Annotated in this window: 22 protein-coding genes; 4 read left to right on the forward strand and 18 right to left on the reverse strand. The window is 71.4% G+C overall.

Annotated elements, in window-relative coordinates:
• Positions 1–23: 23 nt before the first annotated feature.
• From ASG76_RS03375 to ASG76_RS03385, 3 genes are read right to left on the reverse strand one after another with little or no spacing between them, the layout of a single operon-like run.
• Positions 24–779 (reverse strand): OAM dimerization domain-containing protein, encoded by a 756-nt coding sequence (locus ASG76_RS03375; protein ID WP_056600121.1) that lies wholly within the window; start codon positions 777–779, stop codon positions 24–26.
• The gene (locus ASG76_RS03380; protein ID WP_056600124.1) at positions 776–2,371 is read right to left on the reverse strand and encodes a lysine 5,6-aminomutase subunit alpha; all 1,596 of its coding nucleotides are present in this window, start codon (positions 2,369–2,371) and stop codon (positions 776–778) included. Before ASG76_RS03380 ends, ASG76_RS03375 begins: the two co-directional genes overlap by 4 nt.
• A complete protein-coding gene (locus ASG76_RS03385; RefSeq protein ID WP_056600973.1) occupies positions 2,371–3,447 on the reverse strand; it encodes a hypothetical protein in 1,077 nt (358 codons plus the stop codon). Before ASG76_RS03385 ends, ASG76_RS03380 begins: the two co-directional genes overlap by 1 nt.
• Before the next feature lie 163 nt (positions 3,448–3,610).
• Here ASG76_RS03385 and ASG76_RS03390 point away from each other — a divergent pair, with 163 nt between their 5' ends.
• Positions 3,611–5,077 (forward strand): KamA family radical SAM protein, encoded by a 1,467-nt coding sequence (locus ASG76_RS03390; protein WP_056600126.1) that lies wholly within the window; start codon positions 3,611–3,613, stop codon positions 5,075–5,077.
• Positions 5,078–5,291: 214 nt separating this feature from the next.
• On the forward strand, positions 5,292–6,245 hold the full coding sequence (locus tag ASG76_RS03395; protein WP_056600128.1) for a hypothetical protein: 954 nt from the start codon (positions 5,292–5,294) through the stop codon (positions 6,243–6,245).
• A gap of 374 nt (positions 6,246–6,619) precedes the next feature.
• Here the strand turns inward: ASG76_RS03395 and ASG76_RS03400 are convergent, their stop codons facing one another.
• From ASG76_RS03400 to pafA, 11 genes are all read right to left on the reverse strand, one after another.
• Positions 6,620–7,072: an Lrp/AsnC family transcriptional regulator gene (locus tag ASG76_RS03400; RefSeq protein WP_082587280.1), complete on the reverse strand. Its 453-nt coding sequence runs from the start codon at positions 7,070–7,072 to the stop codon at positions 6,620–6,622.
• Positions 7,073–7,082: 10 nt separating this feature from the next.
• Positions 7,083–8,021: a 5'-3' exonuclease gene (locus tag ASG76_RS03405; RefSeq protein WP_235529391.1), complete on the reverse strand. Its 939-nt coding sequence runs from the start codon at positions 8,019–8,021 to the stop codon at positions 7,083–7,085.
• A 21-nt stretch (positions 8,022–8,042) separates the two neighbouring features.
• On the reverse strand, positions 8,043–10,856 hold the full coding sequence (locus ASG76_RS03410; protein ID WP_056600133.1) for a DEAD/DEAH box helicase: 2,814 nt from the start codon (positions 10,854–10,856) through the stop codon (positions 8,043–8,045).
• Positions 10,853–11,767 (reverse strand): YegS/Rv2252/BmrU family lipid kinase, encoded by a 915-nt coding sequence (locus ASG76_RS03415; protein ID WP_056600137.1) that lies wholly within the window; start codon positions 11,765–11,767, stop codon positions 10,853–10,855. The genes ASG76_RS03410 and ASG76_RS03415 overlap by 4 nt, the downstream gene beginning before the upstream one ends.
• 23 nt (positions 11,768–11,790) lie before the next feature.
• Positions 11,791–12,216: a hypothetical protein gene (locus tag ASG76_RS03420; protein WP_056600138.1), complete on the reverse strand. Its 426-nt coding sequence runs from the start codon at positions 12,214–12,216 to the stop codon at positions 11,791–11,793.
• A 32-nt stretch (positions 12,217–12,248) separates the two neighbouring features.
• On the reverse strand, positions 12,249–13,085 hold the full coding sequence (gene tatC / locus ASG76_RS03425) for a twin-arginine translocase subunit TatC (RefSeq protein WP_056600142.1): 837 nt from the start codon (positions 13,083–13,085) through the stop codon (positions 12,249–12,251).
• A 19-nt stretch (positions 13,086–13,104) separates the two neighbouring features.
• Entirely contained in the window at positions 13,105–13,401 is a 297-nt protein-coding gene (tatA, locus tag ASG76_RS19795) for a twin-arginine translocase TatA/TatE family subunit (RefSeq protein ID WP_056600145.1), read from the reverse strand.
• A gap of 46 nt (positions 13,402–13,447) precedes the next feature.
• Complete coding sequence (locus ASG76_RS03435; RefSeq protein ID WP_056600149.1) at positions 13,448–14,443, reverse strand: helix-turn-helix transcriptional regulator; 996 nt, start codon at positions 14,441–14,443, stop codon at positions 13,448–13,450.
• Entirely contained in the window at positions 14,440–15,387 is a 948-nt protein-coding gene (locus tag ASG76_RS03440) for a helix-turn-helix transcriptional regulator (protein WP_056600152.1), read from the reverse strand. The genes ASG76_RS03435 and ASG76_RS03440 overlap by 4 nt, the downstream gene beginning before the upstream one ends.
• Positions 15,388–15,460: 73 nt before the next feature.
• The gene (locus ASG76_RS03445; protein ID WP_157558926.1) at positions 15,461–16,429 is read right to left on the reverse strand and encodes an FKBP-type peptidyl-prolyl cis-trans isomerase; all 969 of its coding nucleotides are present in this window, start codon (positions 16,427–16,429) and stop codon (positions 15,461–15,463) included.
• A gap of 75 nt (positions 16,430–16,504) precedes the next feature.
• Complete coding sequence (gene pafA / locus ASG76_RS03450; RefSeq protein ID WP_056600158.1) at positions 16,505–17,866, reverse strand: Pup--protein ligase; 1,362 nt, start codon at positions 17,864–17,866, stop codon at positions 16,505–16,507.
• Between the two features lie 119 nt (positions 17,867–17,985).
• Between pafA and ASG76_RS03455 the strand changes: the two genes are divergently transcribed.
• The gene (locus ASG76_RS03455; protein WP_056600160.1) at positions 17,986–18,396 is read left to right on the forward strand and encodes a hypothetical protein; all 411 of its coding nucleotides are present in this window, start codon (positions 17,986–17,988) and stop codon (positions 18,394–18,396) included.
• Between the two features lie 24 nt (positions 18,397–18,420).
• Here the strand turns inward: ASG76_RS03455 and prcA are convergent, their stop codons facing one another.
• From prcA to dop, 4 genes are all read right to left on the reverse strand, one after another.
• Positions 18,421–19,335 carry a proteasome subunit alpha gene (gene prcA, locus ASG76_RS03460; RefSeq protein ID WP_056600163.1) on the reverse strand — a complete coding sequence of 305 codons (915 nt, stop codon included), beginning with the start codon at positions 19,333–19,335 and terminating at the stop codon, positions 18,421–18,423.
• 11 nt (positions 19,336–19,346) lie between these two features.
• Positions 19,347–20,177: a proteasome subunit beta gene (gene prcB, locus ASG76_RS03465; RefSeq protein ID WP_056600166.1), complete on the reverse strand. Its 831-nt coding sequence runs from the start codon at positions 20,175–20,177 to the stop codon at positions 19,347–19,349.
• A gap of 4 nt (positions 20,178–20,181) precedes the next feature.
• Positions 20,182–20,379, reverse strand: a complete 198-nt coding sequence (locus ASG76_RS03470) for a ubiquitin-like protein Pup (protein WP_056600169.1) — start codon at positions 20,377–20,379, stop codon at positions 20,182–20,184.
• A 77-nt stretch (positions 20,380–20,456) separates the two neighbouring features.
• Positions 20,457–21,977, reverse strand: a complete 1,521-nt coding sequence (gene dop, locus ASG76_RS03475) for a depupylase/deamidase Dop (RefSeq protein WP_082587227.1) — start codon at positions 21,975–21,977, stop codon at positions 20,457–20,459.
• 77 nt (positions 21,978–22,054) lie between these two features.
• Between dop and ASG76_RS03480 the strand changes: the two genes are divergently transcribed.
• The gene (locus ASG76_RS03480) at positions 22,055–22,678 is read left to right on the forward strand and encodes a class I SAM-dependent methyltransferase (RefSeq protein WP_056600175.1); all 624 of its coding nucleotides are present in this window, start codon (positions 22,055–22,057) and stop codon (positions 22,676–22,678) included.
• The last annotated feature ends 18 nt before the right edge of the window (positions 22,679–22,696 follow it).

Here is a 22,696-nt window from a genome sequence, read left to right on the forward strand (position 1 = left end):
CGTGCCGACCCGGTCAGTGGTGCTCACGACACCTTCTCCTTCTTCTGACCGGCCGCGCCCGCGATCCGGTGGACGATGAACGACGCGACCTCACCGGGGGTCGTGCCACGCGTGAACACGCGGTCGACGCCGAGCTCGTCGGCCATGGTCTCGTCGAAGCGGGGACCCCCCACGACGAGCAGCGGTCGCTTCGCTGCCGGGTAGGCCTCGCGGAAGGCCGCCGACATCTCGCGGGTGTTGAGCAGGTGGGCGTCGCGCTGGGTGACGACCTGGGAGACCAGGACGGCGTCGGCCTTTTCCTCTCGGGCGGCCTCGACGAGCTGGGGCACCGAGACCTGGGCGCCGAGGTTGACCACCTTGAGCTCGCGGTAGTACTCCAGGCCCTTCTCCCCCGCGAAGCCCTTGATGTTGAGGATCGCGTCGATGCCCACGGTGTGCGCGTCGGTGCCGATGCAGCCCCCGACGACCACGAGGCGCCGACGCATCGAGCGCTTGATCGCGGCGTTGGCCTCCTTGGGCGTCAGCAGCGGGTAGTCGCGCTCGACGACCTCGACGGTGCTGGGGTCCACGAGGTGGTTGACCCGCCCGTAGACGACGAAGAAGGTGAAGCCCTGCCCCATCGGCTTGGCGTGCACCACGAGGGCCGGGTCCATGCCCATCTTGTTGGCCAGCTGCACCGCGGCGCCCTCGGCGATTTTGGAGTGCTCGATCGGGAGGGTGAACGACAGCTGCACCATGCCGTCGCCGGTGGTGTCGCCGTAGGGACGGATCAGGCTCACTTGTCCTCCTCCAGGATCTCGGTCGCGGGGTTGTAGTAGTCGGCGGCCTTGCGGGCCACGCCGTCGAGTCCCCTGCCCTTGTCGGCCGGACGCTTCATCAGCCCGAACGTGCCGTCGGCGATGGCGGCCAGCAGCGGCGGGTCGCCCGCGGCGTCGGAGTCGTCCTTGATGTCCTGCAGCAGGTCGATCGCCTCGCCCAGCACCTCGCGCGCCCGCGTGGCGATGAAGCCGTCGGGCGCGGGGTGGAAGTCCTCGCGCAGGTTGCCGGCGGCGTTCATGACGTAGCGGACGTTCTGCAGGGCCAGGTCGCGGTCGGAGATCCACGGCGTGACGACCGCCTCGGTCATCATGCCGACGAGCAGGATGCCCTGGCCGGTGAGGGCGCCCACGAGGTTGAAGAACCCGTCGAGGAGGTAGCCCTTGAAGATGTCGCCGGTCATGTGGCGCGTCGGCGGCATCCACTTCAGCGGGGCGTCGGGGAAGAGCTCACGCGCGAGCATCGCGTGGGCGAGCTCGAGGCGGAACGAGTCGGGCACCTCCGGGTCGATCTCGAAGGCGTGGCCCAGGCCGAGCTGCCAGTCCTCGAGGCCGGCCTCCTTGGCGAAGTACTCGTTGAGCAGCTGGCTCGTGGTCACCGTGTGCGCGGCCTCGATGGCGTCGGCGGTGGTGAGGTAGTTGTCCTCACCGGTGTTGATGATGATCCCGGCGCGAGCGTGGACCTGGCGGCTGAAGCGCTGGTCGACGAAGGTGCGGATCGGGTTGATGTCGCGGAAGAGGATGCCGTACATCGAGTCGTTGAGCATCATGTCGAGGCGCTCGAGCCCGGCCAGCGCCGCGATCTCCGGCATGCACAGCCCGGAGGCGTAGTTGGTGAGCCGGACGTAGCGGCCGAGCTCCTTCGACGTCTCGTCGAGGGCGGCACGCATCAGGCGGAAGTTCTCCTGGGTGGCGTAGGTGCCGGCGAAGCCCTCGCGGGTCGCGCCCTCGGGCACGAAGTCGAGCAGCGACTGCCCGGTGGAGCGGATCACCGCGATGACGTCGGCGCCCTCGCGCGCGGCGGCCTGGGCCTGCGGGATGTCCTCGTGGATGTCGCCCGTGGCGACGATCAGGTAGATCCACGGCTTGCTCGGCGCGTCGCCCACCTTGGCGATCATCTTCTCGCGCGCGACCCGTTGCCGGTCGATCTGCTTGATCCCGGCGCCGACTGCCTTGCGCGAGGCGGCGCGGGCGCGGGTGGCGTCCTTGCCCTCGGGCACGCGGAACGTCACCGACCCGGCCGCCGCCTTCTGCGCCAGGGACAGGAGGTCGTCGCCCTCGCCGCGCAGCAGCGCGTCCCACACGGGAAGGCTGACGCCGTGCTCGAGGCCCACGTCGGCGCGCACGACGTCGGTGAGCCGGTTGACCCACGGCGTGCCGTCGGGGTCGGCCCCGCCCAGCCCGGCGAGGCGGAGCGTGGCGCGCTCGACGCTCACCGTGGTGTGGCGCTGCGCGAGGTCGACGATCGGCTTGCCGACCTGGCGCGCGAGCGTGCGCGCACGCCGTACGTCGGCGCGGTCGATGCCGAGCTGGCTGGTCGGCTTGCGGGGTGCCATCAGAGCCTCCGCTCGAAGAGTCCGCGCACGCCGGCGTCGGCGCGGAGCAGGTCCATCGCGTAGGCCGCGTGGCCCGGGACGTAGCCGTTGCCGACGAGCATGCGCACGTCGGCGGCGAGGCCCTCGGCGCCGAGCGCGGCGGCGCTGAAGCTGGTGGCCATGGAGAAGAAGATGACGGTGCCGCCCTCCGCGGTGGCGAGGATCGCGCCGCCCTCGCAGCCCGGCACGTCGACGCACACGACGGTGACGTCGGCCGGTCCCCCGGCAGCGGCGACCGCGTCGCGCAGCGCGATCGGGTCGCGCGCGTCGGCGATCGCGACCGCGTCGGCCAGCCCGGCGTCGGCGAGCAGGTCGTGCTCTCCCAGGTGGGGCACGACCCCGATGGTGCGGCCCGCGCCGGCGGCCCGTGCGGCGGCCAGGCTCAGGGAGCCAGACTTGCCCGCACCGCCGATGACGGCGACGGCCGGCGCGCTGCCGGCCTCGGCGCGGGCGGCGTACTCCCCCACGACGCGGGCGGTCAGCGCAGGTGCGCCGCAGACGTCCATGACGCTGAGGGAGAGCGCGGGGTCGAGGTCGTCGGGGATGACCGCGGCGATGGAGCGGCCGAAGAGCACCGCGTAGCCGTCGCACGGCACCTGCTCGCCGTGGCCGTCCCACCGGGCCAGGCCGTCCTCGATCACGAGCGGGGTGAGGGTGAGGCTGACGAGGGTGGCGACCCGGTCGCCGACCGCGAGGCCGAGCGGCGACTCGGGGCCGACCTCCTCGACCGTGCCGACGAGCATGCCGCCGGAGCCGGTGACGGGGTTCTGCATCTTGCCGCGCGAGGCGACGATCTCGAGGACCTCGGCGCGCACGGCATCGCCGTCGGCCACGCCGTACGTCGTGTGCTTGCGCTCGAGCTGGCGGAACGACGCGGCGTCGAGGTTGAGGCGCTCGACGCGCACGCGCACCTCGTCGGGCCACAGCTCCCGGCGGGTGTCGAGGCGCTGGGCGGCCTGCGGGAGCACGACGCCCTCGTCGAGGACCCGGTGCAGCCCGGTCGGGTCGCCGGTGCGGAGGTCGGTGGAGGCACTCATGCCGGTCATCCTTCTACGTCATCGCGTCTGGACCGCAAATCTTGCGGCGTGGCATTGGACTCGCCGCAGGAACTCCGCGTACTCTTCCAGATGTGTCGCCGACCACACAACCGGCGCGCCGACCCGCCACGACCCGGTCGCCCCGGGCCCGCAAGGAGACCTCATGAGCATCGACACCGCCACCTCGCTGGAGCAGGCGATCGCCACCGGCCAGCCCTACCCCTATGCGCGCGTCGAGCTCGTCGAGCCCGACTGGACGCGCTTCCCGGGCTGGGCCGACGTCACCGCGGCGGACTGGGCCTCGGTGCAGTGGCAGCGTGCCCACTGCATCAAGAACCTCAAGCAGCTGCGCGAGCTCATGGGCGACCTGCTCGACGAGCGCTTCTACGCCGACCTCGAGCGCGACCAGGCCGAGCGGGCCACCATGTCGATGCTGGTGCCGCCGCAGATGATGAACACGATGGTCCCGACCGTGACGCCCGCCGGTCCGGGCTCGCTGACCGAGGCGTTCTACGCCGACCCGGTGCGCCACTACATGATCCCGGTCTTCAGCGACCGCCGCACCGACTGGCCCTCCCACCCGCACGCCGCGCGCGACTCGCTCCACGAGCACGACATGTGGGCCACCGAGGGCCTCACCCACCGCTACCCCACCAAGGTGCTCGCCGAGCTGCTGCCGACCTGCCCGCAGTACTGCGGCCACTGCACCCGGATGGACCTCGTGGGCAACTCGACCCCGGTCATCGACAAGCTGAAGTTCGCCGGCAAGCCCAACGACCGCCTCGGCGACATGATGGACTACCTGCGGCGCACGCCCTCGGTGCGCGACGTCGTGGTCTCCGGCGGCGACGTGGCCAACATGCCGTGGCCGCGCCTCGAGGCCTTCCTCATGTCGGTGCTCGAGATCGAGAACATCCGCGACATCCGCCTCGCCACCAAGGCCCTCATCGGCCTGCCCCAGCACTGGCTGCAGCCCGACGTGGTCGAGGGCGTCTCCCGCGTCGCCGCGGTCGCCCGCTCGCGCGGCGTCTCGCTGGCGATGCACACCCACGCCAACCACGCGAACTCCGTGACCCCGATCGTGGCCGAGGCCTCCCGGGCGATGCTCGACGCGGGCCTGCGCGACGTACGCAACCAGGGCGTGCTGCTCAACGGCGTCAACGCCGACCCGCACGCGCTGCTCGACCTCTGCTTCCGCCTGCTCGACGGCGCGCAGATCATGCCCTACTACTTCTACATGTGCGACACGATCCCGTTCTCGGAGCACTGGCGGGTCTCGCTCGCCGACGCGCAGCGCCTGCAGCACCACATCATGGGCTACCTGCCGGGCTTCGCGACGCCGCGCATCGTGTGCGACGTGCCGTTCGTCGGCAAGCGCTGGGTGCACCAGAACGCCGACTACGACACCGAGCGCGGCATCTCGTTCTGGACCAAGAACTACCGCACCTCCATCGAGGCCGACGACGCCGAGGCGCTCTCGCGCTTCTACGAGTACTACGACCCGATCCACACGCTGCCCGAGTCCGGCCAGCAGTGGTGGGAGCAGCACGGCCGCCTCGACGAGGCCTCGCTCAAGGCTGCGGAGATGGCGGAGGCCTCTCGGCGTACGGCGGCCCTCCAGGCGTACTGAGGGCCCCGCATGCTGGAGTCACCGCTGGAGCGGTGACTCCAGCACCGTTGGGGTGTTGCAACACCCCGACGGCGTCAAACTTCCCTCACCTGGTTCACGACTGACCCGTCCTCGTGCCCCACCGGGCCTCCACAGGCGCGACCATCGGGTCGCCCTCCACAGCCGCCGCAGCCACGAGCCGCGCCGTGTCGCCGGACGGACGCAGAGTGTCCGCATGGACGACGAGCGCGACTTCCCAATCGGCACGCACGACATCAGGCTCCGGCGCGAGCTCGTCGCCGCCGGGTGGACGGACCGCGACATCGCCCGTTCGGTCGCGAGCGGGTTGATCCACCGCGTCCGGTACGGCGCCTACGTGGACGCAAGCCTGTGGACGAGGCTCGACGCGGGGAGGGACCAGCACCGTGCTCGTGCGCGCGCAGTGCTCCGCACGGCTCATCCGAGCAGCGTGCTCACCCATCAGTCAGCCTTGGCCGAGCATGTCAGCACGCTGTGGCGGCTGCCGCTTGACGAGGTCGCCGTCACGCGCACTGACGGGGTGGCGGGCCGCACAGAAGCCGGCATCGTCCACCACTCCGGTGCGCTGCACCTCGAGCACATCACGGTGCGTCACGGCGTCCCCGTCTCGACCCCCGCGCGTGCTGCGATCGAGGTGTTGACGACCACGGACTCCGAGCTCGGCTTCTGCCTGCTCAATGCCGTCCTGCACACGCAGCGGACGACGATCGAGCAGGTGCGAAGGGTGGCGGCGCAGGCCGAGCACTGGCCCAACACGCTCAGTGTGCGTATCGCTCTCGGACTGGCTGATCACCGACTGTCCAGCATCGCGGAGAGTCGGACGATGTACGTCCTCCACCGCGAGAACGTCCCGTTGCCGATGGTCCAGGTCGAGGTCCATGACGCGAGCGGTCGGCTGACCGGGATCGTTGACTTCCTCTGGCCACAGCACGGGGTCTTCCTCGAGTTCGACGGTCGCATCAAGTACGAGATCCATCGCCGGCCGGGCGAGACGCTCGCGGACTACCTCATGCGGGAGAAGAGACGTGAGGAGCGGATCTGTCTGGAGACAGGATGGGTCTGCATCAGGATCGGTTGGGCCGACCTCGAGGACCCACGGGCGCTCGCGCGGCGCATCCGTGCCATCCTCGCCAAGCGGGCGGTGGCGTGAGGGTGGGTAAGCAGTCACCCAAAGACGAACCTCACCCCCCAAATTCCAACGCGACCTGACATGCGGCACGCATGCCGCGCGCAAGGTGGCGCGGACATCCGCGCCGTGCTGACGGGTGTGGCGATGCACGAAGGGCGTCGTACCCGCCGGCCTTCCTGTCCCATGACGAGCTCGTCGTTGTCGGGGGGTCGATCACCTCGGAACTCAGTCGAATGGGTGAGCACGAATCGTCCGGCGACCCGCCAGCCCCTCTGGTCACATGGGTGGGGGCAGTCTTGCGCGTCCGGTGCGTTGCAACCCCCTAATCGCGTTGAAGTCACCGCTCCAGCGGTGACTCCAACAAATCGCCGCGGCCAGCCCGCGGCGAGCGGCTCTCAGTCGACGGGGCGGTTCTCGTAGGGCGTGGAGAGCACGATCGTCGTCCGGGTCGACACGCTGGCGGCACCGCGGATCCGGGCGAGGAGCTCCTCGAGCGCGAGCGGCGTGGCGACGCGGATCTTGAGGATGTAGGACTCCTCGCCGGCGACCGACCAGCAGGACTCGATCTCCGTGATCCCGACGAGGCGCTCGGGGTAGTCGTCGGGCTGCGACGGGTCGATCGGGGTGATCGAGATGAACGCCGTCAGCGGCCGGCCGAGCTGGTCGTGGTCGACGGTGGCGCCGTAGCCCTTGATCAGACCGCGCTGCTCGAGCCGCTTCACGCGCTGGTGCACCGCGGAGGTCGACAGGTCGGTCGCCTTGCCGAGGTCGGTGAACGACATGCGGCCGTCTGCCGCCAGCAGGGCCAGGATCTGGCGGTCCTTGGACTCGACCTCGGAGGTGCTCACGCGCGACACCCTAGTCCGACCCGGACAGGGCCTCCACCAGGCGCACGGCAGACGAGCCGAGGCCCCAGCGCTGGTCGAGCGCGACCACGGCCTCGTGGTCGGCGGGGGTGCGGGGCCGGCTGAGGTCAGGTGCCCCGAGGTCGAGGTCACGGCGTACGGCGACGACGCGCGGCGCAACCGCGAGGTAGTCAGCGGCGGCCTTGATCTTGCCCCGCGGACCGGGGCCCATGTCGGACTCGGGGTCGTGTGCGGCCTCGACGATCGCCTCGATGGTGCCGAACCGCTCGAGCAGCGTCGCGGCGGTCTTCTCCCCCACCCCGGCCACCCCCGGCAGGCCGTCGGAGGTGTCGCCGCGCAGGGTCGCGAAGGCGGCGTACTGGTGGGCGTCGACGCCGTACTTGGCGCGCACCCAGGCGTTGTCGACGCGGTCGTGCTTGCTCACCCCGCGCGCGGTGTAGAGCACCCGCACCTCGGCCTCGTCGTCGACGAGCTGGAACAGGTCGCGGTCGCCGGTGACGATGTCGACCGGCATGCCGGCGTCGGTCGCGAGGGTGCCGATGACGTCGTCAGCCTCCATCTCGGCGTGGCCCACGATCGGGATGCCGTAGGCCTCCAGCACGGACACAATGACCGGGATCTGCGCCTCGAGCGGGTCGGGCACCTCCTCCACGTCAGGCCTCGGGCCCGGCACCTCGGCGACCACGCGGTGCGCCTTGTAGGACGGGATGAGGTCGACGCGCCACTGCGGGCGCCAGTCGTCGTCCCAGCAGCACGCGAGGTGGCTCGGGTCGTACTCCCCCACCAGGCGGCTGATGAAGTCCATCAGCCCGCGCACCGCGTTGACCGGCGTGCCGTCGGGCGCCTTCACCGAGTCGGGCACCCCGAAGAACGCGCGGAAGTAGAGGGACGCGGTGTCGAGCAGCAGCAGGCGGCCAGATGAGGCGGTCACGACCCGGAGCCTGCCACAGCCCTACTCCGCCAGCACGCTGTAGGCGATCACGCCACGCTTGAGCAGCTTGGCGCTGGCACGCGCGGTGTTGCGCAGGGGCGCGTCTCCCGCGGCGTCGGCCACCTGCCCGCACAGGTCGAGCAGCTGCTTCATCCAGCGCACGAAGTCACCCGCCGACAGACCCGTGGCCATCAGCACGTCGTCCAGGTCGTCGCCCTCGGCCCAGCGCCAGGCGGCCCACGCGAAGCCGACGTCGGGCTCGCGGAGGAAGTCGAGCTTGTGGTCGCGCTCGAGGGCGTCGAGCTGGCCCCACACCCGCACCAGCTCGCCGAGCACCGGACGCACCTGCCCGCCGGGGAGCTTCGGCGACGACGCGTCGTCGGCGCGACGGGCCTCGAAGACGAGGGCGGAGAGCACCGAGGCGAGCTCGGACGGGGTGAGCTCGTCGAAGAGCCCCGCCCGGATGGACTCGGCGGCGACGAGGTCCATGTCGGTGTAGATGCGGCGCAGGTGCGAGCCCTGCTCGGTGACCTTGTCGCCGTCGAGGTAGCCCAGGGCGGTGAGCACGTCGCAGACCCGGTCGAACGTGCGCGCGACCGTGTTGGTGCGGTTCTCGACGCGGCGCTTGAGCGTCTCGGTGTCGCGCTGCAGCTTGAACCAGCGCTCCGCCCAGCGGGCGTGGTCCTCGCGCTCGGGGCACTGGTGGCACGGGTGGGACTTGAGGTCGGCGCGCAGCCGCCCGATCTCGCGGTCGGTGGGCGTGTCGCTGAAGGAGTCCTGCTGCTTCGTACGCCGTGCCGGCGCGTCGAACGAGTCAGCACGCGCGCGCAGCGCGTTGGCGAGCTCGCGGCGCTGGGCCGGGTTGCGGCCGTTGAACGACTTGGGGATGCGCAGCCGCCCGATCGACTCCACCGGGACCGGGAAGTCCATCATCGCCAGGCGGCGTGCCTGGCGGTCGGCCGTGACGACGTAGGGGCGCGGCTCGTCGCCACCTGCGCCGGGGTCGACCACGACCGCGAGCCCGCTGAACTTGCCGGCCGGCACCTGGATCACGTCGCCGGGCTTCAGCCGGCCCAGCGAGGCGGCCGCCTCCCCGCGGCGGTCCTGGCGGCGCTCGCGCGAGGCGCCCTTCTCGAGGTCGGAGATCTTGCGGCGCATGGCGGCGTACTCCATGAAGTCGCCGACGTGGCAGGTCGCGGCCTCGCGGTAGCCCTCGAGGGCCTCCTCGGCCTTGTGCACCTGGCGCGCGAGCCCGACCACGGCCTTGTCGGCCTGGAACTGCGCGAAGGACTGCTCGAGCAGCTCGCGCGAGCGCGCGCGGCCGAACTGGTGCACGAGGTTGACCGCCATGTTGTAGGACGGGCGGAACGACGAGCGGAGCGGGTAGGTGCGGGTCGAGGCCAGGCCCGCGACCTCGCCGGGGTTCATCCCGGGCTGGTAGAGCACGACTCCGTGGCCCTCGATGTCGAGGCCGCGGCGCCCGGCGCGCCCGGTGAGCTGGGTGTACTCCCCCGGCGTCAGGTTGGCGTGGCTCTCGCCGTTCCACTTCGACAGCTTCTCGATGACCACGGTGCGCGCCGGCATGTTGATGCCCAGTGCGAGGGTCTCGGTGGCGAAGACGACCTTGACCAGACCCTCCTGGAACAGCTCCTCGACCACCTGCTTGAACGCCGGCAGCAGGCCCGCGTGGTGGGCGGCGATGCCGCGCGTGAGGCCGTCGAGGAACTCGTGGTAGCCCAGGACGTGGAGGTCCTCCTCCGGCAGCGAGCGCGAGGCCTCCTCCACCCGCGCGAAGATCTCGTCGCGCTCGGCGGCCGTCGTGAGCCGTGTGTTGGCCTGCACGAGCTGGCTGACCGCCGCGTCGCAGCCGGCCCGGCTGAAGATGAACATGATCGCGGGCAGCAGGCCCTCGCGGTCGAGCCGCTCGACGACGTCGACCCGGCTGGGGATCCAGACCCGGCGGCCGTTGCCCACCGCGCGGGGGTTCTTCGACGAGCCGGGCTTGCCCTTGCGTGGCGAGCGGCGGTCACGCATCAGGCGCGAGCTCGCCCAGTCGTCGCGGGCGATGCGGGTGAGCTCGTCGTTGACCGGCGCGCCCTCCTTGACGAAGCCTGCGCTCGCGTCGACGTCGGAGGAGGCGAACAGGTCGAGCAGGCGGCGCCCGACCATGACGTGCTGGAACAGCGGCACCGGTCGCCGCTCCTCCACGATGGTGCTGGTCTCGCCACGCACGGTCGCCAGCCACTCGCCGAACTCCTCGGCGTTGGACACCGTCGCCGAGAGCGACACCAGGGTCACCGACTCGGGGAGGTGGATGATGACCTCCTCCCACACCGCGCCGCGCATGCGGTCGGCGAGGTAGTGCACCTCGTCCATGACGACGTAGCCGAGGCCGAGCAGCGTGCGCGAGCTGGAGTAGAGCATGTTGCGCAGCACCTCGGTGGTCATCACGACCACGGGCGCCTCGCCGTTGACGACGTTGTCGCCGGTCAGCAGGCCGACGTTGGCGGCGCCGTAGCGCTTCACCAGGTCGTTGTACTTCTGGTTCGACAGCGCCTTGATCGGCGTCGTGTAGAACGCCTTGCGCCCGGTCTGCAGGGCCAGGTGGATGGCGAACTCGCCGACGATCGTCTTGCCCGAACCGGTCGGCGCGGCCACGAGCACACCGCGGCCGGACTCGATCTCCTGGCACGCGCGCACCTGGAAGTCGTCGAGCTCGAAGCCGTAGAGGCCGGCGAAGTCCTTCAGCATCGGGTACGCCTTGTCGCGCCGGAACGCTGCGTAGCGCTCGGCGGGCGAGAGCTCCTCGTCGGCGGTGTTGTCCGGGGTGCTCATGCGATGACCTCCAGCGCGCCGGGGACGCACTCGATCGTGAGGGGCAGCGGGCCGAAGCGCTCGCCGTCGGCGTACGCCACGATGCCGGGCGCGGCGACGGTCACCGAGCGGACCCGGCGGTGGACGTACTCCGCGACGCCGTCGATCTTGCCGGTGAACAGCCGGGGGTAGGAACGCACGAGCTTGGGCTTGCTCATCCGGGTGATGACCACGACGTCGAGCAGTCCGTCGTCGAGCAGGGCGCCCTCGGTGATCCGCAGGCCGCCGCCGAACGACGGCCCGTTGCCCACCGCGACCAGCATGGCCTCGTGCTCGACGGTCTCGGTCCCCGCACCGCTGTCCAGCTGCAGCACGTAGGGGATCGGCCGGAAGGTGCGCAGCTCGGCGAGGGTGGCGAGGTTGTAGCGCATCTGGCCGCGCGGCCAGGTCATCGCGTTGGCCCGCTCGTTGACGATCGCGTCGAAGCCGGCCGCGAGGACGGTGACGAAGAAGCGGTCGCCGCTGCGGGCGAGGTCGATGGTGCGCCGGCGCGAGGCGATGACCCGGTCGGCGGCGGCGACCGGGTCGGTGCGCGGGAGGCCGAGGTAGCGCGCGACGTCGTTGCCGGTGCCGCTGGGGATCAGCCCGAGCGGTACGCCGGTGCCGGCGACGGCCTGCACGCCGAGGTGCACCAGGCCGTCGCCGCCGCACACCACCAGCGCCTCGACGCCGTCGGCGACGCAGCCGCGGGCCAGGTCGGCGGCCTCGTCGGCGTCACGACCCTGGAGGTTGCGCACGACGAAGCCGCTCTCGCGCAGGCGGGCGAGCGCGGCGTCTCGGTGCCGGGCGCCCCGTCCGCGGCCCGAGGTGGGGTTGGTCAGCAGCGCGATCTCACGGCCCCGCGCGGACACGGGGGCTGTCGGGTCGTGCATGAGCGCGACCCTATCCCCCGCCTCTAGGCGCCGAGCCGCAAGAGGGCGGCGTAGGACTCGGCGTGTGCGCCCACGGCCCGCGCGAGGCGGCCGAGCGCGTCGAGCACCAGGTCGGGACCGAAGCGGGTGCCGGGGACGGCGAGGACCAGTCGGTCGCCCGAACCGTCGACGGACATGGTGCCGATCACGACCTGGCCGTGCCGCCAGGCCTGGTGCACGCGCAGCCGGCTGGCGTCGTCGACGACCGGCTCGGGGTAGGCCTCGTCGACGGCGAGCAGGTCGCAGGCGACCTGGTCGTCCGCGACGGGCGACTGCCCGTCCCCGGCGACCAGCCGTCCCCGCACGAGGTGCCCGGTGCGCAGGCCCGCCTCGGCGTGCCAGACCACGTCGTGGGTGCCGAGCCAGTCGGGCAGGTCGAACGGGTCGACGTCGGTGATCACGGCCTGCATGGGGTCCAGCCTGTCAGAGCCCTGCCCGCGGATCAGATGGAGGACAGCTCGTCGGGCGACAGCCCGCTGTTGGGGCGGTTGTTGGCACGGCGTCGGTCGTTGACCCGGGCGATGGCCTCGGAGAGGAAGAACAGCAGCACCATGGGCACGGCCATGAGGGTCATCGTGAACGGGTCGGCGGACGGCGTCGCCACCGCGGCGAAGATGAAGGTGCCGATGATGATCCAGGGCCGGTAGGCCTTGAGCGCCGAGCCCTTCACCACGCCGGCGAAGTTGAGCAGCACCACGAAGACCGGGATGTTGAAGGCCAGCCCGAACACGAAGAGGGTGCGGGTGAAGAACTGCAGGTAGTCGTTGAAGTCGATGAGGTTGGTGACGCCCTTGGGGTTGAACCCGATCAGCACCTCGAGGGCCACGGGGAGGGTGACGTAGCCCAGCACGACGCCCACGATGAAGAGCGGGCCGGCCACCGCGACGAAGACGCGGGTCATCTTCCGCTCCTGGGCGTAGAGCCCGGGCAGCACGAAGGCCCACACCTGGTAGAGCCAGTAGGGCGCCGTCACGATCGCGGAGGCGAAGCCGCACAACGTCAGCCACAGCAGGAGGCCTGCGCCGGCTCCGCTCGTCGTGGCGATCGACTTGCCCTCGGCCAGTGTCTTCTGCGCGTCCTGGTAGGGACCGTAGACGGCGTCGTAGATCGCGTGACGGAAGAAGATCGCCACCGCGAGCGCGATCACGAACACCAGCAGGCAGCGCAGCAGCCGTGCCCGGAACTCCCGGAAGTGGTCGGCGAGCGCCATCCGCCCGTCGGGGCCCACGGCTTCCGCCGGCGGACCCTTGAACAGGCCCGCGAGGCCAGCGATCCTCACGCTCGTCGAGACTCCGGCGTCAGGCGGTGGTGTCGTCGCGGCGCTCGCGCAGGACCTCGCCCGGCGCCTCGTTGCCCAGCGGGGCCTGGGCCTCGCCGCGGGCCTCGATCTCGCGGGCCTCGATGTCACGCTGCTCGGGCGTCTTCTTCTCGTCCTCGTCGCGCAGGCCCTTGGTCTCGGTCTTGAAGATCCGCAGTGCCTGACCCGAGGAGCGGGCGAGGTCGGGCAGCTTGGCGGCGCCGAACACGAGGACGACGATCGCCAGGATCACGAGCCACTCCAGGCCCTGCGGCATGCCGACCAGTGGGTTGATCATCAGCTGTCTCCGTCGTTCTCGTGGTCAGTGGGGGTTGCGCGATGGGTCACGGGAAGTCTACGCCGTCGTCCTCATAGTGCCCGAGCGCCGCGCGTGCGGTGGCCACCAGGGTGGCGGCGTGCTCGGCCGGAGCCAGCACGGAGGCGTGTGGCGCCAGGCGCAGGAGCAGCGAGCGCAGCCACGCCTCGCTCGCCACCGCGAGGTCGACGTCGACGGTGTCGTCGGGCCCGGGGCGCTGGTCGAGGACCTGGTAGTACTCCATGACCCAGCGCGCCGGTGGGGTGAGCCGCAGCGTCACCGTCGTGGTCTCGGAGTCGCTGAACCAGCCGCCGGTCAGGTCACGGGCCCGGGCGCCGGGGTCCGCGACCGTGGTGTCGAGCTCGGTGGCCTCGAGGATGCGGTCCACGCGGAAGGCGCGGTCGCCGCCGGCGGTGTGGCACCAGGCGTCGAGGTAGAGCAGGTCCTCGACCCGGGCCAGCCCGCGGGGGTCGACGACGCGGCGCGACTCCTCGTCGCGCGAGGGCACGTGGTAGGTGATCTCGACCTGGTGGCCGCTGCGGATCGCCGACTCGAGCACCGGCACGACGGCGCTCGTCTCGAGCGGGGTGGGAGCCACGTGCAGACGCAGCAGCCCTTCGCCGTCCTGGCCGGCGGCCTCCTCGAGCTTGGCCAGCGTGCGCTCGATGACGTCGCGGGCCTCTGCGGGCGCCGCCTCCAGCATCGTGCGCAGCGCGACGACCAGAGCGGTGGCCTCGGCCGGAGAGAACCGCACCGGGCGCGCGAGGTAGTCGGCGTTGTCGACGCGGATGATGCGCTCGCCCTCGAGGGCCTCGAGGTCCACCTCGATGAGGTCGCCGGGCAGTCCCGGGGAGAGGCCGGTCATGAAGAGCAGGCGCAGGTCGCGCTCGATCTGCTCGGCGTCGGTGCCGAAGTGCGCTGCTGCGTCGTCGAGCCGCACCTCGCCGTGGGCGAGGAGGTAGGGCACCAGGGCGAGGAGGCGGGCCACCTGGTCGGGGGCGGTGTCGCCGGTCTGCGCGGTCACGACTGCACCTCCGCGATCGCCCGCAGCCGCGCGACCACGTCGTCGCGCAGCGTGTCGGGAGCCTGCACCACGACGTCGGCGCCACAGGTGAGCACCTCGTCGGAGAGCTCGTGCACCGGGCCCTCGACGACCACGAGGTCCCAGCCGGGGTGGTCGGCCAGCGGGGTCGCGCTCTCGGCTCGCCGCCGCAGGCCCACCCCCGTGCCCTGGCGCAGCCGCAGCTCGGCGCGCACCGACGGGAACGACGGCGAGAGCCGGCGCGCGAGCGCGCGCACGTCGGTGCCGGCAGGGACGTCGTACGCCGCCGACTTGCCCGTCGCGCGCACCGGACCCACGATGCGCGAGAGGCGGAAGACGCGCTCGGCCCCGCGGTCGACGTCGAAGCCGACGACGTACCAGCGACCCGACGAGCGGGCCAGGCCCCACGGCTGCACGCGGCGCGTGGTGGCCTCGGCATCGGTGGCGCGCTGGTAGGGGAAGCTCACCTGGCGGCGCTTGCCGACGGCGTCCCAGAGCGGCTCGAAGGCCGGCTCGTCGGCGGCGATCGCGGGGGCCACGACCTCGAGGCGCGAGGGGTCGATCTCCACGCCCTGGCCCTTGAGCTTGGCCAGCGCGCGACCAGTGGCCTTGGCCAGCGTGGCCTGCTGCCAGACCTGGGCGGCCAGGCCGAGCACCGCTGCCTCGTCGGACTCGAAGCGGATCTCGGGCAGCGAGGTCTGCTCGGTCGGGATCCGGTAGCCGATCTCGTCGTCGAAGAACGCGTCCGCGCTGCCGACCTCGATCACCGCGCCGATCTGGCGCAGCGCGTCCTTGTCGCGCTCGAAGGCGCGCTCGAAGGCCTCGTCGCCCGCGGGACCGCGGGCGTGCTCGGGGTAGACCGCCTCGCGGATGGCGTCCTTGCTGATGAACCGCTTCGCACCCAGCAGCAGGATGTGCAGGTTCATCAGGCGTTCAGCCCGTGGCTGTGCCATCTGCTCCCCTCCCCCGCTGCGTAGGTGTGTCCCGGCCCGGCCGGCCTCAGTTGGCGGCGAGGATGTCGACGACGAAGAAGAGCGTGTCGGTGCCCTTGATGCCGGCCTGCTCGTTGCCGGTCTCGCCGTAGCCGTCGGCGGGCGGGATCTCGAGGATCACCCGTGAGCCGACGGTGCGGCCCACGAGCCGCTCGTCCCAGCCCTTGATGACCTGGCCGACGCCGATCGGGAACTCGGCCGGCTCCTTGCTGTAGGACTCGTCGAACGGCGCCTTGGCGTCGTAGACCTGGCCGAGGTAGTCGACGGTGAGGGTCTGGCCGGCCTTGACCTTGGCGCCGTCGCCCTTGACGAGCGTCGTCGCGATGAGCTTGCCGCTGGGCTTGTGGGCGTCGGTGAAGTCGAGGCCGGTGATGACACCGCCCTTCTCGATGAGCGTGGGCGCCCACCCGGCGGGCTTCTTGTCCTCACCCTTCGGGCCGTCGAGCGGCGGCGTGGGCGGCACGGTCTCCTTGGTGCCCAGGATGTCGACGACCGCGAGCACGGCGTCCTTGTTGCCGATCCCGAGGTCGGGACGCCCGCCCGCGCCGAACGCTTCGTCGGAGGAGGTGAGCAGCACGACCCGGTCGCCCACCTGGTTGCCGATCATCGCCTCGCGCAGGAACGGCAGGACGTCCTTGGTGAGCTCGACCGACTGGGTGCCGCCACCCTTGGTCCAGGTGCTCTGCGCCTCCTCCTCGGTGAAGCCGTTGCCGATCCACCAGTTGGCCTCGACGGTCTGGCCGTCGGCCACGGTGTCACCGTCGCCCTCGACGAGCACCTCGCTCTCGGTGTCGCTGCCGTCGAGACGGCCGTCGAAGGTGACCTTGGGCTCGGCGCCCTGCTTGCCCTCGATGGTCACCGAGCTCAGAGGGGCGCCTGCCTCCTCGGAGTCGCTGGAGCCGGAGCCACACGCGGCGAGGCCGAGCATGCTGAGGACGAGGACGCCGCTGAGGGCAGCGGAACGTGGACGAGACACTGGTTCACCTGTTCGATCGGTCGGCGTTGCCCGGACACCCTATCCAGCGGCCCCACCGGCCGCGGCAGGACACCGTCACATGCCGTCGATCAGGCGCTGCACACGCTCGTCGTAGGCCTTGAAGGGGTCCTTGCAGAGCACGGTGCGCTGGGCCTGGTCGTTGAGCTTGAGGTGCACCCAGTCGACGGTGAAGTCACGCCGGCGCTCCTGCGCCTTGCGGATGAACTCGCCGCGCAGGCGCGCCCGGGTGTCCTGCGGGGGCACGCTCTTGGCCTCGAAGATCTTGAGGTCGGTGCTGACGCGGGCCACCGCGCCGCGCTTCTCCAGCAGGTAGTAGAGCCCGCGCCCCCGGTGGATGTCGTGGTAGGCCAGGTCGAGCTGGGCGATGCGGGCGTCGCCCAGCGAGAGACCGTGCTTGGCGCGGTAGCGCTCGATGAGCTTGAGCTTGATGACCCAGTCGAGCTCGCGGTCGACGAGCCCCAGGTCGTCGGACTCGACGGCCTTGAGCGCGCGCTCCCAGAGGTCGAGGGCCCGCTCGATGGTGGGCGTGGAGATCTGGCGGCGGTCGACGAAGTCACGTGCCTTGCCGAGGTACTCGGCCTGGATCTCCAGGGCGCTGGCCTCGCGACCGTTGGCCAGGCGCACCTTGCGGCGACCGGTCTGGTCGTGGCTGATCTCGCGGATCGCGCGGATCGGGTTCTCCATGGTGAGATCGCGCATCACCACGCCCTCCTCGATCATCCGCAGGACCAGGTCGCAGGACGCCACCTTGAGCAGCGTGGTCGTCTCACTCATGTTGGAGTCGCCGACGATGACGTGGAGTCGGCGGTAGCGCTCGGCGTCGGCGTGCGGCTCGTCGCGGGTGTTGATGATCGGGCGGCTGCGCGTGGTGGCGCTGCTGACGCCCTCCCAGATGTGCTCGGCGCGCTGGCTGACGCTGTAGGAGGCTCCGCGCGGCGTCATCACGACCTTGCCCGCGCCGACCATGATCTGCCGCGTCACCAGGAACGGGATGAGGATGTCGGCGAGCCGGCTGAACTCACCGGCGCGGCCGACGAGGTAGTTCTCGTGGCAGCCGTAGGAGTTGCCGGCGGAGTCGGTGTTGTTCTTGAACAGGTAGATGTCGCCGGCGATGCCCTCCTCGTGGAGGCGCTCCTCGGCGTCGAGGAGCAGGCCCTCGAGGATCCGCTCCCCCGCCTTGTCGTGGGTGACGAGCTCGACGATGTCGTCGCACTCGGGCGTGGCGTACTCGGGGTGGCTGCCGACGTCGAGGTAGAGCCGGGCGCCGTTGCGCAGGAACACGTTGGACGAGCGTCCCCAGCTGACCACCTTGCGGAACAGGTAGCGCGCGACCTCGTCGGGGCTCAGCCGGCGCTGGCCCTTGAACGTGCAGGTGACGCCGTACTCGTTCTCGATCCCGAAGATCCGGCGGTCCATGGACCCACCCTAGGCCGGTCCACCACGCGGTGCCGTGCACTCCGCGCCGAAATCCCGCACGGTGGGCCGAGGCAGCCTCCCCCTTGACTCGGGCGCTCCGCCCGGGTGAACGTGCCGTCATGGGACCCCGTCACCTCGTCGCGACCGCGCTGGTCGAGCCCGGCACGGTCGCCGACCTCGAGCTGCGGGTGATGACCGACGACCTGTGGCTCTGGCCCGTGCGCACCGCACCCGTGGTCGTGGACGGCGAGCGGATGGAGTTCCAGCTGCGCCGGCGCCTGGTGGAGCAGAGGGGCGGTGCGTGGGACGACGCTGCCACGTGGACGCCGACGTGGATCGGCTTCGGCGACGCGTGGCACGAGTTCGGCCCCGACGGCGACGTGCAGCCCTCGGGCCCGCTCCCCTGGGCCGCGCACCAGCGCCTGTGGCGTGCCCTGGAGGAGTTCGGACCACTGGTGCGCTACCGGCGCCGCCTCAGCGGCATCCCGGCCGTGCGTACGACGAGCTGGCCCGGGCTCAACCTCCGCTGACCTCCGGATCGGGCCCAGCGGGCCTCAGGGCTGGCCGGGCTGCTCCGGCGAGGTGCCCCCGTCGGGTGGGGCGGGCTGGACCGGAGGAGCGACCGGAGGCTCGCCGGTCACCGGGTCCTCCAGCGGCGGCGTGGCCCCGGAGACCTGGTCGGTCGGGTCGGCGGGGTCGTCCTGGCCGGAGGGCCGCGGGGCGGAGCCGGCGAGGGCGTCCTCCGGTGCGGGTGGGGCAGCCTGCTCGGGACCGCGGCCGCCGAGGACCCCGGCGAGACGCGGCTCGCGCAGCCGCAGGAACTTGCGCGGCTGCGCGCGGGTGCGGTCGAGGACGGCGACCTCGAGGTCACCGGTCGGGATGACCCGGTCGTCGCCCTCGCTGTGCCCGAGCGCCGCCACCGCGACCCGGATCGCGTCGTCGAGGGACGAACCGGCGACGTAGTGCTCGGCGAGGTGCTGGGCCACCACGTCGGCGGCGCCGCCCATGACGGCATAGCCGTGCTCGTCGGCGACCTGGCCGTCGTAGGTGAGCCGGTAGAGCTGGTCGTCCTCCGCGGCGTCGCCGATCTCGGCGACGAAGATCTCGACCTCGTAGGGCTTCTCCCCGCCGGAGGAGAAGATCGTGCCGAGGGTCTGGGCGTAGGCGTTGGCCAGCCCGCGCCCGGTGACGTCGCGACGGTCGTAGGCGTAGCCGCGCATGTCGGCGAGGCGCACGCCGGCGATGCGCAGGTTCTCGAACTCGTTGTAGCGCCCGACCGCGGCGAAGGCGATGCGGTCGTAGATCTCGCTGACCTTGTGCAGCGCCTGGGACGGGTTCTCCGAGACGAACAGCACGCCGTCGGCGTACTGGAGGGCGACGACCGAGCGGCCGCGGGCGATGCCCTTGCGCGCGAAGTCGGCGCGGTCCTTCATCATCTGCTCGGGCGAGACGTAGAACGGCATGGACATCGAGGTGGCTCCTACGTCAGGGGGGCGGCGGGACCGTCGGGGCGCTGCATCCGCGAGGCGATGATGCGGTCGGCGATGTCGGCGACCTCGGCCTCGGGCATGTGGCGCCCACCGTCGGGCGTGATCACGTGGACGACCGGGAAGATCCGGCGGGTGATGTCGGGGCCACCGGTGGCCGAGTCGTCGTCGGCGGCGTCGTAGAGCGCCTGCACCACCGCGGTCACGGCCTCGACGGCGCTCAGGTCGTCGCGGTAGAGCTTCTTGAGCGAGCCGCGCGCGAACAGCGAGCCGGATCCGACCGAGTGGAACGCGGTCTCCTCGTAGCGCCCGCCGGTGACGTCGTAGCTGAAGATCCGGCCCTGGTCGGCGGCGAGGTCGTAGCCCGCGAAGAGCGGGACCACGGCCAGGCCCTGCATCGCCATGCCGAGGTTGGCGCGGATGAGCGCCGCCAGCCGGTTGGCCTTGCCGTCCATCGAGAGCGTGCTGCCCTCGATCTTCTCGTAGTGCTCGAGCTCGGTCTGGAACAGCCGGACCATCTCGACCGCGAGGCCGGCGGTGCCGGCGATGCCGACCACGGAGTACTCGTCGGCGGGGAAGACCTTCTGGATGTCGCGCTGGGCGATGATGTTGCCCATCGTGGCGCGCCGGTCGCCGGCCATCACCACGCCGTCGGCGAAGGTGGCGGCGACGATCGTCGTGCCGTGGGGGGCGAGGTCGGCGGCGTTGCCCGCCGGGACGGCGCGACGCGACGGCAGCAGGTCGGGGGCCTCGGCACCCAGGAAGTCGGCGAAGCTCGACGTGCCCGGCGTCATGAACGACGCCGGGAGGCGGGAGTCGCTCATGCCGCTACTGCCCGCCCTTCTGGATGAAGGACTTCACGAAGTCCTCGGCGTTGGTCTCGAGGACCTCGTCGATCTCGTCGAGGATCGCGTCGACGTCCTCGTCGATCATCTCCTTGCGCTCGGCGACGTCGGTCTCCACGACCTCCTCGGTCGCGGTCTCCTCCTGCGAGGACCTGCGGGGCTGCTTCTGCTCCTGGGCCATGGCTCGACCCTATCCACTCCCACCGACGCCACAAGGAGGTTCACCGTGGGCGTACGGCGATTCCTGGCGCGATCCGGTCAGCGGGTGATCGCGGCGACCAGGTCGCGGGCCGTGGCGCTGCGGTCGATCAGCTCGCCGACGTGCGCCCGGGTGCCGCGCAGCGGGTCGATGGTGGGCACGCGCTGCAGGGACTCGCGACCGGGGAGGTCGAAGATGACGGAGTCCCACGAGGCGGCGGCCACCGAGTCGGCGTACTTGTCGAGGCAGCGGCCGCGGAAGTAGGCACGCGTGTCCACCGGCGGGTCGTGCATGGCCGCCTCGATGGTCGCGTCGTCGAGCAGCCGCTCGATCCGCCCGGCGGCGGCGAGGCGGTGGTAGAGGCCCTTGTCGGGTCGTACGTCGGCGTACTGCAGGTCGATGAGGTGCAGCTTGGCGTCGTCCCAGTCGAGCCCGTCGCGGTCGCGGTACTGCGTCAGCAGCTTGAGCTTGGCGACCCAGTCGAGCTCGGTGGCGCACTCCATCGGGTCGCGCTCGAGCCGGGTCAGCACCGACTCCCAGCGCGCGAGCACGTCGACGGTCTGGTCGTCGGCGTCGACGCCGTAGCGGTCCTCGACGTACTTGCGGGCGAGCTCGAGGTATTCCATCTGCAGCTGCACCGCGGTGAGCCGCCGACCGTCGCGCAGGGTCACGAGCCGGCGCAGGGTCGGGTCGTGGGAGACCGCGCGCAGGGACTTCACGGCCCCCTCCACGCTCAGGTCACGGTCGATGAAGCCGTCCTCGATCATCGCCAGGACCAGCGCGGTGGTGCCCGACTTGAGGTAGATCGAGACCTCCGCGAGGTTGGCGTCGCCGAGGATGACGTGCAGGCGGCGGTAGACCGCGGGGTCGGCGTGCGGCTCGTCGCGGGTGTTGATGATGGGGCGCTTCAGCGTCGTCTCGAGGCCGACCTCGACCTCGAAGAAGTCGGCGCGCTGGCTGAGCTGGAACCCGTGCTCGGGCGTGGTGTCGCGCCCGTCCTGGCCGATGCCGACCCGGCCGGCGCCGGTGACGACCTGCCGGGAGACGAAGAACGGCGTCAGGTGCCGCACGATCTCGGCGAACGGCGTCGAGCGGCGCATGAGGTAGTTCTCGTGCGCGCCGTAGGAGACGCCCTTGTTGTCGGTGTTGTTCTTGTAGAGCAGGATCGGCGCGGTGCCGGGCACCTGCGCGGCCATCCGCGAGGCGTCGAGCATGACCTGCTCCCCTGCCTTCTCCCACCGCACCACGTCGAGCGGCGTGGTCACCTCGGGCGAGGAGTACTCCGGGTGCGCGTGGTCGACGTAGAGCCGGGCGCCGTTGGTGAGGATGACGTTGGCCAGGCCGAGGTCCTCGTCGGTCAGCTGGGTCGGGTCGGCGACCTGGCGGGCCATGTCGAAGCCCCGTGCGTCGCGCAGCGGCGACTCCTCCTCGAAGTCCCAGCGCGCGCGGCGGGCCTTGACCGTGGACGAGGCGTAGGCGTTGACGACCTGCGACGAGGCGACCATCGGGTTGGCCGCCGGCTGGCCCTGGACCGAGATGCCGTACTCGACCTCCGTGCCCATCACGCGTCGTACGCTCATCCGGGGCCCCCGCCGTGTTGTTCGATGGAGGAGCGCAGCGGGGGAAGCGAAGAACACTGCGGGGTGGAGGTCATGGAATGAGCCTACGGGTGTGGGACGAGCGCGTCGTGCCGCGGCTGACCGATCTCAGCCTGCGTGGCCACGAGATCGGCGAGGTGCGCGCGGTGACCTGCGCCGGGCTGACCGGGCGGGTGCTGGAGATCGGCTTCGGCAGCGGGCTCAACGTGCGGTGGTATCCCGCGGCGGTCGACTCGGTGACGGCGATCGAGCCGTCCGACCTCGGCTGGGAGCTCTCCGGGCACCGTCGCGCGCGGACGTCGGTGCCGATCAGGCGCGGGGGCCTCGACGGCCAGCACCTCGACCTCCCCGACGACTCCCACGACAGTGCGCTGGTCACCTTCAGCCTGTGCACGATCCCCGACCCTGCGCTGGCGCTGCGCGAGGCCCGCCGGGTGGTGCGGCCAGGAGGTCGCCTGCACGTGCTCGAGCACGGGCTGGCGCCGGACGAGGGCGTACGACGCTGGCAGCGCCGCCTCGAGCCGCTGCAGCGCGCAGTCGCCGGAGGGTGCCACCTCACCCGCGACATCCCGGCGCTGGTGGCGGACGCGGGATGGCACGTCGAGAGCTCCGAGGAGGCCTACCTCTCCGGGCCGGGCGTGTCACGCCCGTGGACCTACGGCTACCGGCTGGTGGCCGGGTGAGTTGAGTCGGCCGTGTCG

It is taken from the genome of Nocardioides sp. Soil774, from assembly GCF_001428125.1.
In the GTDB taxonomy this organism is placed as follows: Bacteria; Actinomycetota; Actinomycetes; order Propionibacteriales; family Nocardioidaceae; genus Nocardioides.